Origin of the sequence: Streptomyces mangrovi (assembly GCF_900114215.1) — a bacterium.
Taxonomy (GTDB): domain Bacteria; phylum Actinomycetota; class Actinomycetes; order Streptomycetales; family Streptomycetaceae; genus Streptomyces; species Streptomyces barkulensis.
In genome coordinates this window covers 1-12,779 of record NZ_FOSG01000014.1, presented here as the reverse complement: position 1 = coordinate 12,779, position 12,779 = coordinate 1, and the positions used below count along the sequence as shown (strand labels likewise).

10 protein-coding genes and 4 pseudogenes are annotated in these 12,779 nt (G+C 70.6%); 7 read left to right on the top strand and 7 right to left on the bottom strand.

What is annotated here, in order from left to right; genetic code table 11:
* Positions 1 to 74: 74 nt before the first annotated feature.
* Positions 75 to 1,421 (bottom strand): MFS transporter, encoded by a 1,347-nt coding sequence (locus tag BM237_RS19115; protein WP_093851042.1) that lies wholly within the window; start codon positions 1,419 to 1,421, stop codon positions 75 to 77.
* Between the two features lie 71 nt (positions 1,422 to 1,492).
* On the opposite strand from BM237_RS19115, the gene BM237_RS19110 reads away from it, so the two are divergent.
* The gene (locus tag BM237_RS19110; protein ID WP_093850921.1) at positions 1,493 to 2,497 is read left to right on the top strand and encodes a GlxA family transcriptional regulator; all 1,005 of its coding nucleotides are present in this window, start codon (positions 1,493 to 1,495) and stop codon (positions 2,495 to 2,497) included.
* 409 nt (positions 2,498 to 2,906) lie between these two features.
* On the opposite strand, the gene BM237_RS19105 is transcribed toward BM237_RS19110, so the two are convergent.
* Positions 2,907 to 3,401 carry an IS5 family transposase gene (locus BM237_RS19105; protein WP_281253940.1) on the bottom strand — a complete coding sequence of 165 codons (495 nt, stop codon included), beginning with the start codon at positions 3,399 to 3,401 and terminating at the stop codon, positions 2,907 to 2,909.
* 197 nt (positions 3,402 to 3,598) lie between these two features.
* Here BM237_RS19105 and BM237_RS19100 point away from each other — a divergent pair, with 197 nt between their 5' ends.
* Positions 3,599 to 4,801, top strand: coding sequence for an IS110 family RNA-guided transposase (locus tag BM237_RS19100; protein ID WP_093850920.1), 1,203 nt, complete (start codon positions 3,599 to 3,601; stop codon positions 4,799 to 4,801).
* A 17-nt stretch (positions 4,802 to 4,818) separates the two neighbouring features.
* On the opposite strand, the pseudogene BM237_RS19095 reads toward BM237_RS19100, so the two are convergent.
* A pseudogene (locus tag BM237_RS19095) lies at positions 4,819 to 5,166 on the bottom strand (transposase); the annotation flags it as partial.
* Between the two features lie 281 nt (positions 5,167 to 5,447).
* Here BM237_RS19095 and BM237_RS19090 point away from each other — a divergent pair.
* The 4 genes from BM237_RS19090 to BM237_RS19075 all read left to right on the top strand — a co-directional run bounded on the left by BM237_RS19090 (position 5,448) and on the right by BM237_RS19075 (position 8,676).
* The gene (locus BM237_RS19090) at positions 5,448 to 5,954 is read left to right on the top strand and encodes a hypothetical protein (protein ID WP_139238129.1); all 507 of its coding nucleotides are present in this window, start codon (positions 5,448 to 5,450) and stop codon (positions 5,952 to 5,954) included.
* A 122-nt stretch (positions 5,955 to 6,076) separates the two neighbouring features.
* Positions 6,077 to 6,820, top strand: coding sequence for an ATP-binding cassette domain-containing protein (locus BM237_RS19085; RefSeq protein WP_093850918.1), 744 nt, complete (start codon positions 6,077 to 6,079; stop codon positions 6,818 to 6,820).
* A 3-nt stretch (positions 6,821 to 6,823) separates the two neighbouring features.
* Entirely contained in the window at positions 6,824 to 8,086 is a 1,263-nt protein-coding gene (locus tag BM237_RS19080) for a DUF7224 domain-containing protein (RefSeq protein ID WP_093850917.1), read from the top strand.
* The gene (locus BM237_RS19075; protein ID WP_093850916.1) at positions 8,083 to 8,676 is read left to right on the top strand and encodes a hypothetical protein; all 594 of its coding nucleotides are present in this window, start codon (positions 8,083 to 8,085) and stop codon (positions 8,674 to 8,676) included. The genes BM237_RS19080 and BM237_RS19075 overlap by 4 nt, the downstream gene beginning before the upstream one ends.
* A 340-nt stretch (positions 8,677 to 9,016) precedes the next feature.
* Here the strand turns inward: BM237_RS19075 and BM237_RS19070 are convergent, their stop codons facing one another.
* From BM237_RS19070 to BM237_RS19050, 4 genes and pseudogenes are all read right to left on the bottom strand, one after another.
* Positions 9,017 to 9,589 (bottom strand): S1 RNA-binding domain-containing protein, encoded by a 573-nt coding sequence (locus tag BM237_RS19070; protein WP_093850915.1) that lies wholly within the window; start codon positions 9,587 to 9,589, stop codon positions 9,017 to 9,019.
* 46 nt (positions 9,590 to 9,635) lie between these two features.
* Positions 9,636 to 10,757 carry an IS630 family transposase gene (locus tag BM237_RS19065; protein WP_342746247.1) on the bottom strand — a complete coding sequence of 374 codons (1,122 nt, stop codon included), beginning with the start codon at positions 10,755 to 10,757 and terminating at the stop codon, positions 9,636 to 9,638.
* 261 nt (positions 10,758 to 11,018) lie between these two features.
* Positions 11,019 to 11,144: pseudogene (locus tag BM237_RS19055) on the bottom strand (helix-turn-helix domain-containing protein); the annotation flags it as partial.
* 23 nt (positions 11,145 to 11,167) lie between these two features.
* Positions 11,168 to 12,291: pseudogene (locus tag BM237_RS19050) on the bottom strand (IS3 family transposase); the annotation flags it as partial.
* On the opposite strand from BM237_RS19050, the pseudogene BM237_RS19045 reads away from it, so the two are divergent.
* Positions 12,235 to 12,779 (top strand): annotated as a pseudogene (locus tag BM237_RS19045) (winged helix-turn-helix domain-containing protein); the annotation flags it as partial. The pseudogenes BM237_RS19050 and BM237_RS19045 overlap by 57 nt on opposite strands.

Here is a 12,779-nt window from a genome sequence, read left to right as displayed (position 1 = left end):
ACCCTGTACCCGGCCGGCGGCCCGTACGACGGCACCGCCGGCGGGCCGGCCCGGGCCACGGCCCGCCCCGGCGCTCACGGCCGCGGGCCCGCGCGCCGGACCGGACGCGGAGCCCGGCCCGGCTTGCCGATCGCCGGGGCCAGCACGGCGGCGACCGCGCACAGCGCGCCGGAGACGATCCAGGCCGCGTCGTAGGAGCCGAGCGCGTCGCGCAGCGCGCCGCCGGCGAAGGCCATCACCCCGGCGCCGAGCTGGTGGAAGGCGAGCGTCCAGCCGAAGACGATCGCCCCGCCGCCCTCCCCGTAGATCTCGCGGACGGCCGTCAGGGCGATCGTCGGAGGGACGGTGGCCACGTCGAGCAGTCCGAAGAAGACCACGAAGACGATCAGCGGCCAGTGGGCCTCGGGCCCCAGGAGGTAGGGCAGGAGCAGCAGCGAGACCCCGCGCATCCCGTAGTACAGCGCCAGCAGCAGGCGCGGGTCGTGGCGGTCGGTGAGCCAGCCGGAGACGACCGTGCCCGCCACGTTGAAGACCCCGATGAGCGCGAGCAGCGAGGCCGCGACGGTGGGCGGCATCCCGTGGTCGTGGGCGGCGGGCACGAAACCGCTCCACATGATCCCGTTGGTGGACGCGCCGCAGATGGCGAAGGTGCCCGCCAGCAGCCAGAACGGGCGGGTGCGGGCGGCCGAGCGCAGCACCCGCAGCGCGTGGCGGGCCGCACCCGGGGTCGGCCGCGGGCGCGGGACGTACTCCCGGGCGCCGTAGGGGCGCATGCCGAGATCGGCGGGGTGGTCGCGCAGCAGCAGGCCGGCCAGCGGGACCAGGGCGAGCGCCACCAGCGCGACCGTCACCGTGGTCGGGCGCCACTGGTACCGCTCGATCGACCAGGACAGCAGCGGCATGAAGACGAACTGGCCGAAGACGCTCGCCGCCGTCAGCAGGCCGGTGACCAGGCCGCGCCGGGCGGTGAACCACCGCTCCACCACCACGGCCGCGAACCCCATCGCCACGGAGCCGCAACCCAGCCCCACCAGCAGGCCCCAGCAGAGGGCCAGTTGCCAGGGCTGGGTCATGACCGTGGTGAGCAGCGCACCGGCGGCGACGGCGGCCAGCGCGGCGGCGGCGACGCGGCGCAGCCCGAAGCGGCCCATGAGCGCGGTCGCGAAGGGCGCGACCAGCCCGGAGGCCGCCATGTTCACCCAGAGCGCCAGGCCGATGGAGCCGCGCGACCAGCCCGGATCGCGGTGGAGCGGCTCGACCAGCAGACCGGGCATGGTGGCGAAGGCGCCCGCGCCCATGACGGCCGGCGCGGCCACGGCGGCGACCCACCAGGCCCGGTGCACACGCCGTCCCCGGGGGGCGGACGGGGCCTGGGCGGTACGGGCGTCCTCGGTGTCGGTGGTGCGGATCGTGTGCGTCATGCCCTCGATGCTGTTCGAGCCGGTCAGGCCCAACGAGTGGCCTGATGGACGACATCTGAAAGAATCTGGCCATGGACGTCTTCACACACCCTGGGCGGCACCGGGTGGCGGTTCTGGTCCGTCACGGGGTGCTGCCGATGGAACTGGGCCTGGTCCACCAGCTGTTCCGCGCCGCCGAGTCGGCCTCCGGCACACCGCTGTACGAGGTGGTGACCTGCGCGCCCGAGCCCGGCACGGTCCGCACCGACGCCGACTTCCCCGTCCTCGTCGAACACGGCCCGCAGGCACTGGCCGAGGCCGCCACCGTGATCGTCCCGGCCAGCCACGAGGAGGACGGGACATACCCCGGCGGGCGGCTGCCCGCCCAGCTCGCCGACGCCCTCGCCCGCATCCGGCCGGGCACCCGGATCGCCTCGGTCTGCACCGGCGCCTTCGTCCTGGCCGCCGCCGGGCTCCTCGACGGCCGCCGGGCCACCACCCACTGGAAGTCCGCCGAGCACTTCCGGCGGCTCCACCCGGCCGTACGGCTGGACCCCAACGTCCTCCACACCGACGAGGGTGACGTGCTCACCTCCGCCGGCGAGGCCGCCGGGATCGACCTGTGCCTGCACATGATCCGCCGCGACCACGGCGCGGCCGTCGCCAACCGGGCGGCCCGCAGCACGGTCGTACCGCCGCACCGCGACGGCGGGCAGGCGCAGTACATCCCCCGGCCCGTCGCCGAGCCGCGCCACTCCTCCACCGGCGCGGCCCGCGCCTGGGCGCTGGAGCACCTGGACCGGCCCATCACGCTGGCCGAACTGGCCGCGCGCGAGTCGATGAGCGTGCGCACCTTCACCCGCCGCTTCAGGGAGGAGGTGGGCGTCACCGCCGTCCAGTGGCTGAACCGGCAGCGCATCGAGCGGGCCCGGCAACTGCTGGAGGAGACCGACCTGTCCGTCGACCGGGTCGCCGCCGACACCGGCTTCGGCACGGCCGCCTCGCTGCGCCAGCACATGCAGCGCACCCTCGGCGTCACCCCCACCGGCTACCGCGCCACCTTCCGCGGCCCCGCCACCCGCCCGGTCGGGGTGTAGCCCGGCCGGGCGTCCGCCTCTCTCGGAAAGAAGCGCAGCCCAAGGGCGGGTTGAACGTTTCGTGCATCGGCATGCCGCGCGGGTACGGGCTCCCCGCCTCCGAGCCGCTCCCGACCACACAGGCAGTTCGCCGGACACTCGTGCCCGCGGTGGGAACGCGCGAGGTTGTCGATCATGCGCAGCGGCGGCTCGGGAGGGGCGGACGGGCACGCCCGCCGGGGCGGGGCCGGAGCCCGTTCGGTGCGGCGGACCAGGGATCCGGGCTCGTCACCTGCCCACGGTCGCCCCGAAAGCGCTGTGACGCAAACCATACATGCGCCGACCCGTTACCTTCTGTGGCCGCGCGAGGCCGGGACGGCGGCCCATTATGTGGATATTTTATTTTTATCCCCTTCGTTTAGAGCGTGTCCTATGTGGTGAGGCGGATCAGTCGCTTGTAGCAGCAGAGGGCGGCGGTCAGGCCGAGAAAGGCCAGGTAGTTGCGGGAATGGCGCTCGTAGCGGGGTGACAGGCGGCGGTAGCCGGTGAGCCAGGCCATGGTGCGCTCGATCACCCAGCGGTGGCGCCCCAACCGCTCACGGGACTCGATGCCCTTGCGGGCGATCCGCACGGCGACGCGTTTGCCGCGGAGCCATCGGCGCAGGTCGGGGTTGTCGTAGGCCTTGTCGGCGTGGAGTTTGCCGAAGGTGCAGTCGCGGCCTCGGCCGGGGTCGTGTCTCGTGTGGAGGCCGGCCAGCATCGGCTTCAGGCCCTGGCTGTCGTGGGTGTTGCCAGTTGAGATGCCGACCACGAGGGGCAGTCCGGACCGGTCGGACAGGATGTGCACCTTGGTACCCGGCTTGCCCCGGTCCACGGGGCTCGGACCTGTGTGTTCGCCCCCGTTACCTTCTTCGTGGCCTCGCAAGGAGGCTCCCGGCCTTCGGCCCCGGTATGACTTGAGCCCCCAGTCGAGATGATCGAAAAGGTGGTGTCGCCGGTGTCGGAGGCATTGGCAGACCGCTGATTAGAGGCACGAGCGCCGATCCCTCAACCTAACGTGGATGCCGGCACGCTGATGCCGCAGGTGAGGCCGGGGAACAGGCGAGGGCGGGAGCGACGGTCGTGACGAATGAATCTGGTGTCGGCGTCTATCTGGGGCTGGATGTCGGCAAGGGCGAACATCACGCCGTCGCCGTCAACCGCGCTGGGAAGAAGGTGTTCGACAAGCCGTTGCCCAACAGCGAGCCGAGGCTGCGGGAACTGTTCGACAAGCTGCGGGCCAAGCACGGGACCGTGCTGATGGTCGTCGACCAGCCGGCTTCCATCGGAGCTCTGCCCCTGGCAGTCGCCCGGGGTGCGGGCTGCCAGGTCGCCTACCTGCCCGGGCTGACCATGCGGCGGATCGCCGATCTTTACCCTGGTGAGGCCAAGACCGATGCCCGTGACGCGTTCGTCATCGCGGACGCTGCCAGAGCGATGCCCCACACCCTGCGGGCGGTCGACCCCGCTGACGAGACGGTCGCCGAGCTCGCGATGATCGCAGGCTTCGACGACGACCTGGCGGGCGAGTCCACCCGGATCGCCAACCGGCTCCGCGGCCTGCTCACCCAGATCCATCCGTCGCTGGAACGGGTCCTGGGCCCACGAATCCAACACCCGGCCGTGCTCAGGCTGCTGGAGCAGTTCGGCTCCCCGGCCCAGATCCGCAAAGCCGGAAGGCGACGACTGGTCACCCTGATACGGCCGAAGGCACCGCGGATGGCCGAGCGGCTGGTGGAGGGCATCTTCACCGCACTCGACGAACAGACCGTCGTCGTTCCGGGCACCGACGCGGCCGCGCTGATCGTCCCCAGCCTCGCCAGTTCCCTCACGTCCGTCCTTGACCAGCGCAAACTCCTCGCCGCAAGGATCGAAGAGCTCCTGGAGGCCCACCCTCTTTCACCGGTCCTGATCTCGATGCCCGGCATCGGGGTCAGGACCGCGGCCCGCATCCTCATCGACATCGGTGACGGCAGTAGCTTCGCCACCGCCGGCCACCTCGCCGCCTACGCCGATCTGGCACCCGTGACCAGGAGCTCCGGCTCCTCCATCCGCGGCGAACATCCTTCACGACGCGGCAACAAGCAGCTCAAACGGGCCTTCTACCTCGCCGCGTTCGCCTCGCTCTCCCAGCCTGAGTCCCGCGCCTACTACGACCGGAAACGCCGCGAGGGCAAACACCACGTCGCAGCCCTCATCGCACTCGCCCGACGCCGCATCGACGTCCTCTTCGCGATGCTCCGCGACGGCACCTTCTACCAGTTACCCACCCCGGCTACAGCTTGACGAAGCCCATAGAGGCACCTTTTAGCCCGCACGTGGGCCGAGTCCACAACGATGCGGGAGAGGTCCAGCAGGCCGTGGTCGGCGAGTTTGTCGAGCACGGCCTGGTGCAGCCGGCCCCACACTCCGGCTCGGGACCAGATCAGGAAGCGGCGGTGGGCGGTGGACTTGGAGATCCCGAAGCACGGCGGCAGCGCTCGCCAGGCGCAGCCGCTGACCAGGACGTAGATGATCGCGGCGAACACCGCCTCATCAGGGGTGTTCTGCGTACCCCCGCCCTGCGGCCGCACCTTCGCCGGCGGCAGCAGCGGCTGCGCGAGCTCCCACAGCCCGTCCGGAACGATCCATCCCCACCGGTCACTCCCCATGCCCGGCCCAACGAGCCGACCACCACATAGGACACGCTCTTAGTGGCGAGAACACCGGGGACGAGAGGCTGGGCAGGTCATTTTTAGACTCGTTGGAGCGGACTGAGTACAGGAGGGTGCCGCTTCGTCGCCGGGGCACGAAAGCCGTGGTGGCGAGGGGGGAGGCTTCCGGTTCGATGACTCTGCGGTCAGCAGCAGGTGCTCACTGCTCCCCCTGAGACTCAGCCAAAGATCCGGTATGATTCGTTACTGATCGAACACTTGTTGTTATCGTTCAATGCGTGATCGCCACTGCGGCAGGTGCCGCGGGGGGGATGGCGAACACGCTCCTTCCCCCTGTCCGCATGCCGCTTGGCGCTGTGTTGAGCCTCCAGGAGGGAAGGATCGTGCAGGAGAAGAGCAAGAAGATCGCCAGTGTCATCGCAGGAGCTATGCTGGTCGGCTTCTTAGGGGCGGTGCCGGCGCATGCCGAGGGGTCGAAGAGCACTTACATCAGCAACTGGCTGCCGGGGAACGAGTCCTCGCGCTGGCACGACTACAACAGGGACTCGACCAGTACCTCGGTGACGTTCAGTGGCTGCTCCACTGACGGCGCCAGCGGGTTCCGGGATGCGACGCTGATCCTGTGGAAGGACGTCCTCGGCCCGGATAACAACAAGGGGTCGCGCACCAACGAGTGCAACACCTACGCGTGGGGCGATGTCGCTGCGGGTGACTACTACTTCGAGTTGTACGGCTTCACCTCCGGCGGCCGTCTGAACGTGAAGAGCGTGACGATCAAGTGGTGAGTCGGCCATGCTGAGGTGGCCCGGCACGGCTGTCCGCCGTGCCGGGCCACCTCTGTGGGTGTCCGCCTGTCTGCTCCCGACCAGCCGTGCCGTACGGCACGGCGGAGATGTGTTCCTCCACCATGGCTTTGACATTGCGTGACCTGACCTTCGGCTACTGGCGCGGGAGGTTGGTCCTCGACGGCCTCGACCTGACCGTCGATGCTCCCGCCACGGTGCTGCTGGGCCCCAACGGCGCGGGAAAGTCCACGCTGCTGGCGCTGGCGGCCTCCCACCTCACCCCCACCAGGGGGAGGGTGTCCTGGCACGGCCGCACCCCGTCCGGCCGCCGCCAGCGGGCGGCCTACCGTACAGCGGTGGCCTGGCTGCCGCAGCAGATCACCCCGGTGCCGGGGCTGACGGTGCGCGAGCAGGTCGCCTACGCCGGGTGGCTCAAAGGCATGTCGCGTGCCGCGGCCTGGCGGGCCTCGGCCGGCTGCCTGGCCCGGGTGGGCCTGTCGGAACTGGCCGGGCGGCGCAGCCACCAGCTCTCCGGCGGGCAGCTGCGCCGCATGGGGATCGCCGGGGCGCTCACCCACCGCAGTGAGCTGATCCTGCTGGACGAGCCGACCGCCGGGCTGGACCCCACCCAGCGCAAGGTCTTCCGCGCTCTGCTGGGCGAGCTGGCCGGTGAGGTGCAGGTGCTGGTCTCCACCCACCAGACCGAGGACATCGCCGACCTGTACGACCAGGTGGTCGTCCTGGACCGCGGAACGGTGCGCTTCCAGGGCACCACCGCGGACTTCCACGCGCTGGCCGGGGCTGCGGCCGGCCCGCGGGAGCAGGCCGAGGCCGCCTACGCCCGTCTCGTGGGCGGGGAGGTGTGAAGGATGCTGCTGCGCACCCTCCTGCGGTCGTCGTCGGCCACCGTCGCCGCGCCGCTGCTGATCGGCTTCGTCCTCCTCGCGCTGGGGGACGACCTGACCGCGTGGGTCACCACCGGCTCCTGGCTCTCGGCCACCGGCAGCGCCGGCTTCGCGCTGCCCTTTGCCGCCACCGCCTGCGCGGGCATCGGTGCCTGGGAGGGCACCCGCCTGCAGCGCGGCGGTGTCTTCGATCAGGCGCCGGTCCGCTCCGCGCTGGCCGTCACCGTCCCCGTCCTGCTGCCGGCCGTCGCCGCGGGCCTGCTCGGCATGACCACCGCCGTGCTGGTGTCGGCCAACGCCGCCAATGCCGGAGCAGGCCTGCCGCATCCGGGGTTCGTGGCCGTCTGGATGCTGGTGCTGACGGCCAACACCCTCGTCGGATACCTGCTGGGACGGCGCTTCGGCCCGCTGATCGCCGTTCCCCTGGCCCTGATCGGCGCCTTCATCGCCAACGCCTACCCGTCCTCCTGGCACGTCCTGTGGCTGCGCCACCTCGTCGGCGGCGGCCTGAGCGGCTGCTGCGCCGTCGATCAGACCGTGGATGCCCGCGCCCTGTGGGCCGGGGCGGTGTTCGCCGCCGCTCTGTGCCTGGCCGCCGTCCTGCTCATCCACTACCGCGCCGGTGCGGTCGCCGTCGCCGCAGCCGTCCTGGTCACCGCAGCAGGCGGTGGGGGAGCGGCCCTGGTCGCACACGACCTGGACGCCGACCCGGTGCGGGCCCGCCCCGAGGCGGAACTGGTCTGCCGCGGCGACCGCCCCCGCATCTGCCTGTGGCCCGAAGTCACCGACCCACAGGCGGTCCGCGACCGCACCCGCCAGGCCGCCACCCGGCTGCGAGACGCCGGAGTGGTGGTGCCCGCCACCCTCACCATGGCCGCCCACCCCGGCGAGCGCGCCGCCAAACTCGCCATCCTGCCCGATGACGATCCCGCCGAGATCCCCGCCGGCATCGCTTCCGGCCTCCTGCCACCCATCCCCGAATGCGCGGAGAAAGGCCGGCCCTACCCCTTCGAAGCCAGCGGGCCCGTGGGCGCCTGGCTGTCGCTGACCGCCGGCACCCGACCCCACCACCTCACCGGCCGGGTCGACCCCCGCGACCTCGCCCTCGCCCAGCAGGTGCGCACCCAGCCCCGCCCAGTCCAACTGCGCTGGTACGAAACCAACCTCCGCGCCCTGGAAACCTGCGGGACACCGCCCCAGCTACGTCTGCCCGGAGGCGGCTCGTGATCTGGTGGTGCAAGGCCCGCGCCATCCCCGCCCTGGCCGCCACCGTGGTCGGCACCCAACTCCTCGGCCTGCTCATCGGCGACGCCGAACTGCCCGTACCGGCCCTGGCCGGGCAGTCCGGGCAGTTCCTCGTCGGGCACCTGATCACCCTGCTGCCCGCCCTCCTACTGCTGTACGGCACGGGCCGCGGCGACCTGACCGGCGAAAGCGTCGCCTGCCGCCCCCTGCGCGGCCTGGACACCGCCCTTGGCGTCACGACCGCCGGGGCAGGGGCCGCCCTGGCCCTGCTGTGCCACACCTTCTCCACCACCGACCTGCCCCTGGTCCTGGGACGCAACACCGCCGGGTACATCGGCCTGGCCCTGCTGCTGTGCCCCCTGGCAGGCCACCGCATCGCCGGAGTGCTCCTCACCGCCATCCCTCTGACCTGCGCGGCCACCGGTTGGGCCCAAGGCGGCCGTCCCGAACCGTGGGCCTGGATCCTGCACCCCGCCGACTCCGGCATCGCCTTCGCCCTGGCCACCACCACTCTCCTGGCCGGCGTCACCGTGATGCTCGCCCGGCCTGCCACGCACCGAAAAACTGGATAGCCTCCACCCCCTTCGGCCTCAGAGAACCTGTGAAGGCCGAAGTCGGCGCGTCCGTCGCAGCAGAGGCAGTGGCCGCCCGGCGCAGTTGAAGGCACGGCATGAGGAGCGGAAGAACGGCGGGGGCGAGGAGCCGCGTCGTCGGCGTTCTAGGTGTATTGATCACGAGCGTTGTTGACAGCCGTGGGTCTTGTTCATGGCGAAGACCTCCGCTGTGGTGGAGCTGTCTAGTGCTCTGACCGCATAGGTTCGCCGGGTTGGAGCGGTGCTTCCCTTGCGCCGAGTGGGCGCTCAAACGCTCAGGAACGCTCGCGCGAGGAACCGTCGCGGGAGCGTGGAGGAGTCACCGGTGGTCGGATGAGCTTTGCCATCGAGAGAGAACCAGCCTGCGCCGCTCCCGGTCGATCTCGGTGACGACGACCGTGACCTCGTCGCTGGCCTGGACGACACCTGACGGATTTTCCACTGGCGCCGATGTGAGCTCTCGCAGGTGGACCAGTCCCTCGATCCCGTCGGTGACCTGGACGAAGACGCCGAACGGGACCAGTTTGGTGACCCGTCCGTGCAGTTTCTGCCCCACCGCAGTGCGGTCGGCGAATGTTTGGAAGGGATCCGGCTGTGTCACCCGCAAGGACAGTCTGGCCTCCAGGTTCCATGTGTCGAACTGAAGGAACTCGGCTGAGACGCGTTGTCCGACCTGCACAGCGTCGAAGGCTGTTTCGATGCGCCGCCAGGACAGTTCGGGGATCGTGATGAACCCGACGCCGGGGAAGACCGGGTGGTCCGGGCCGTCGTCCAGCGCCACGAACACGCCGAACCGTTCGATCGCTGTGACGGTGCCGGAAAGGATCTCGCCGCAGTGCAGTGATTCCAGGAACGCCCAGAGTTCTGGGTTCTCGGACGGTCCGCCCATCATGCTCCCAGCCTTTCACAAGGAACTGCGCACTCGGCGGGAACGGCGGTCACGCTGCAGTCTTGAGGGGACGTCCGCCCCAGCGGATGCCTTTCTCGCTGCGGATGCGGGCGCGTTCTTTGCGTTGGGCGGCCAGGACGTCGCGGTGGCGGGCGTTGGCGTTGCGCCAGCGTAGGTAGGCGTGCAGTGCCCGGGTCTGCACGGTGTGGTTGGGATAATTGGAGTTGGCGATGGTGAACTGCCGCAGCGGTCCGAAGTGCGCCTCGATCGGGTTCGCCCAGGAGGCGTAGATCGGCGTGAAGCACAGTTCGGCCTTGTTCTTCGTCGCCCGGCGGCGGATGTCGCTGCCCTTGTGGGCGGACAGGTTGTCGAGGATCACGTAGATGGGGGCTCCGTCGGGCCGTGCGGCGCGGATCGACTTCAGCGCGGCCAGCGTGTTCGCGGCGCCCTTCCTGCGGCGGTTGACGCCCCACAGGCGGTCGTCCCCGATCGAGTAGCAGCCGTGGAAGTAGCGCACCCTGTGGGTGCGGTGGAAGGTGGCGGGCACCCGGTCAGGGTGCTTCTGGCGAGCCCAGCCGGAGCCGGCGGTGGGGCGGATCCCGAGCGGGCCGAACTCGTCGAAGGCGAAGACCCGGTCGGGGAAGCGGTCCAGCACTTCCTCGATCCGGTCCAGCTTCGCCTCTCGCTCGGGATCCGGAGACTCCTTCCAGGTCTTGGTGCGCTGGAAGGTGATCCCGCGGCGGGCGAGCAGGCAGCGTAATGCTTCGCGGCCGATGCGGATGACCCGGCCATGGACTTTCCGCAGGTAGGCGACGAGCTTACGCAGTGACCAGCGGGTGAAGGGCTGGCCGAGCTTGGTGGGGCGGGTGGTGGCCGTCTGGATGACGAAGTCCTCGTCGACAGGCTTGAGCAGGCGGGGACGGCCTCCCGCCCACTGAGGGTCCAGGCAGGCCAGGTCGATCTCGTTGAACCGGTGAATCACGTCCCGGACGGTGTCCTCGTCGGCCTGCACCAACTGGGCGATCGCCGGCACCCGGTTCCCGCCGGCCGAGGCCAGCAGCATCATCGCGCGCCGATAACGCACCGAACTCGTGCTGCCCCGACGCACGATCTGCTGCAGCCGCTGCCCCTCCTGGTCGGTCAGTCTGCGCACACGGACAGGCTCGGCCACCGCACCTCCAGCGGTCGGATCGGACGTCACCCCACATCCAACCGCCACGACCACCAACCCGGCGAACCTATGCGGTCAGAGCACTAGCGAGCTCGTGCATGGTTGGTAGTGAGGCGTCGAGGGCTTCGGTGGGGCTCAGTGGTCACGTCTGCGGTGCCGGGGTCAGATCCGCGGTCTGCTGGTGGGACAGCAGGGCGGCGGTGGCCTGGACGGTGTCGCTGATGTGCTCGCGGCGGCCGAGGTGACGGGCCGGGGCCCGCCAAGCGCGAGGGCCGGGCCGAGGTGGTCGATGATCCGGTCGGCCGCCGACTTGGAGATGCCGAAGAGCGGGGCGAGCTGGCGCAGGGTGAGGTTGGTGCGCCAGTACGCGGCCACCAGCAGGGGCCTTGACCCCGAATCCTGGACACGGGTTATGCGGCTGGCGTCAGCGTAGTTGATGTTGTTCGGAAGGTGGTCTCGTAGGCGATCGGGCTGCGGTGCCCGAGGCGGGAGTGGCGGCGTCGGGTGTTGTAGCGGTGCAGCCAGCGGAACGCGTCGAGGCGGGCCTCACGCTCGCCGGACCAGCTCTTTCGGCCCTGGAGGGTCTCGCGTTTGAACGTCGCGTTGAAGGACTCGGCGAGCGCGTTGTCCGCCGAACTGCCGACCGCGCTCATGGACTGCCGGACGCCCGCTGTGCGGCAGGCGTCGGCGAAGGCGGCGCTGGTGTACTGGGCTCCGTGATCGGGGTGCAGGACCGCTCCGGCGAGGCCGCCGCGGGTGAGTTCGGCGGCGGCCAGGGCGTCGACGACGAGATCGGTGCGCAGGTGATCGGCGATCGCCCAGCCGGCCAGGCGACGGGAGGCGAGGTCGATGACGGTGGCCAGATACAGGAACTTCCCGCCGTCCAGCGGTAGATAGGTGATGTCGCCGACGTACCTCCTGTTCGGCTCACGCGCGATGAAGTCGCGGCCGATCAGGTCCGGGGCCTTCGCCGCGGCCGGGTCCGCGATGGTGGTGCGGTGTCTGCGCCGCAGCCGCACACCGGCCAGATTGATGCTCCGCATCACGCGCGCGATGCGCTTGTGGTTGACCCGCTCGCCCGCCTCGCGGAGCTCGGCGGTGATCCTGGGGACGCCGTAGGTGCCGTCCGACTCTCGGTGCACGGCCCGTATCCGGGCGGCGAGAGCGGCGTCATCGGCCTGCCTCGCTGCCCGGTCCGCGGCTGTCGCGCGCCAGTAGTAGAAGCTGGAGCGGGAGACGTCGAGGATGGTGCACAGCCGCTTCACGCCGTAGCGGCGGTGGTGGTCGGCGACGAACTGGAAGCGGTTCACCAGCGCGTCTCCCCGGCGAAATACTTCGCCGCTTTCCGCAGGATTTCGCGTTCTTCCTCCAGCTCACGGACCTTCTTGCGCAGCGCGGCGTTCTCCGCCTCTACTGAGGTTGAACTGGTGGTGTCGTGAGGGCTGACGGTTCTTGATCCCTGCGGTATGCCGGTGGGATGAGGTATCCGCAAGGCGGCGGTCTGACCGCCGAACGGCAGCAGTTCCGCGAGGATTTACGGTTCCAGGCGGCCGAGGAGTTCGCCCGGGGCGAGACGAACGCGGCGATCGCCCGTGAGCTGCGGGTCAGTGCGCGGTCGGTGCAGCGGTGGCGCCGGGCCTGGGCCGAGGGTGGCCCGCGGGCGCTGCGCTCGCAGGGGCCGGCCTCGCTGCCGCGACTGAGCCAGGAGCAGTTCGCCATCTTGGAGAGGGAGCTGGCCAAGGGGCCGGCCGCGCACGGCTGGGAGGACCAGCGCTGGACCCTGGCCCGGGTCAAGACGGTGATCGGGCGGCGCTTCCACCTCACCTACACGATCCAGGGCGTGCGCAAGTTGCTGGTGCGCAATGGCTGGTCCTGCCAGGTGCCGGCCCGGCGCGCGATGGAGCGCGACGACGACGCCGTCACCGGATGGGTGAAGGAGACGTGGCCCTGCGCGGAAGAGCAGCGGCGGCCCATGGAGCCTGGCTCGTCTTCGAGGACGAAGCCGGTTTCTCCATGACGCCG

Excerpts from the sequence above, each read along its gene's own strand:
- BM237_RS19115 (WP_093851042.1), bottom strand. The coding sequence starts at position 1,421 with ATGACGCACACGATCCGCACCACCGACACCGAGGACGCCCGTACCGCC.
- BM237_RS19110 (WP_093850921.1), top strand. The coding sequence starts at position 1,493 with ATGGACGTCTTCACACACCCTGGGCGGCACCGGGTGGCGGTTCTGGTC.
- BM237_RS19085 (WP_093850918.1), top strand. The coding sequence starts at position 6,077 with ATGGCTTTGACATTGCGTGACCTGACCTTCGGCTACTGGCGCGGGAGG.
- BM237_RS19080 (WP_093850917.1), top strand. The coding sequence starts at position 6,824 with ATGCTGCTGCGCACCCTCCTGCGGTCGTCGTCGGCCACCGTCGCCGCG.
- BM237_RS19070 (WP_093850915.1), bottom strand. The coding sequence starts at position 9,589 with ATGATGGGCGGACCGTCCGAGAACCCAGAACTCTGGGCGTTCCTGGAA.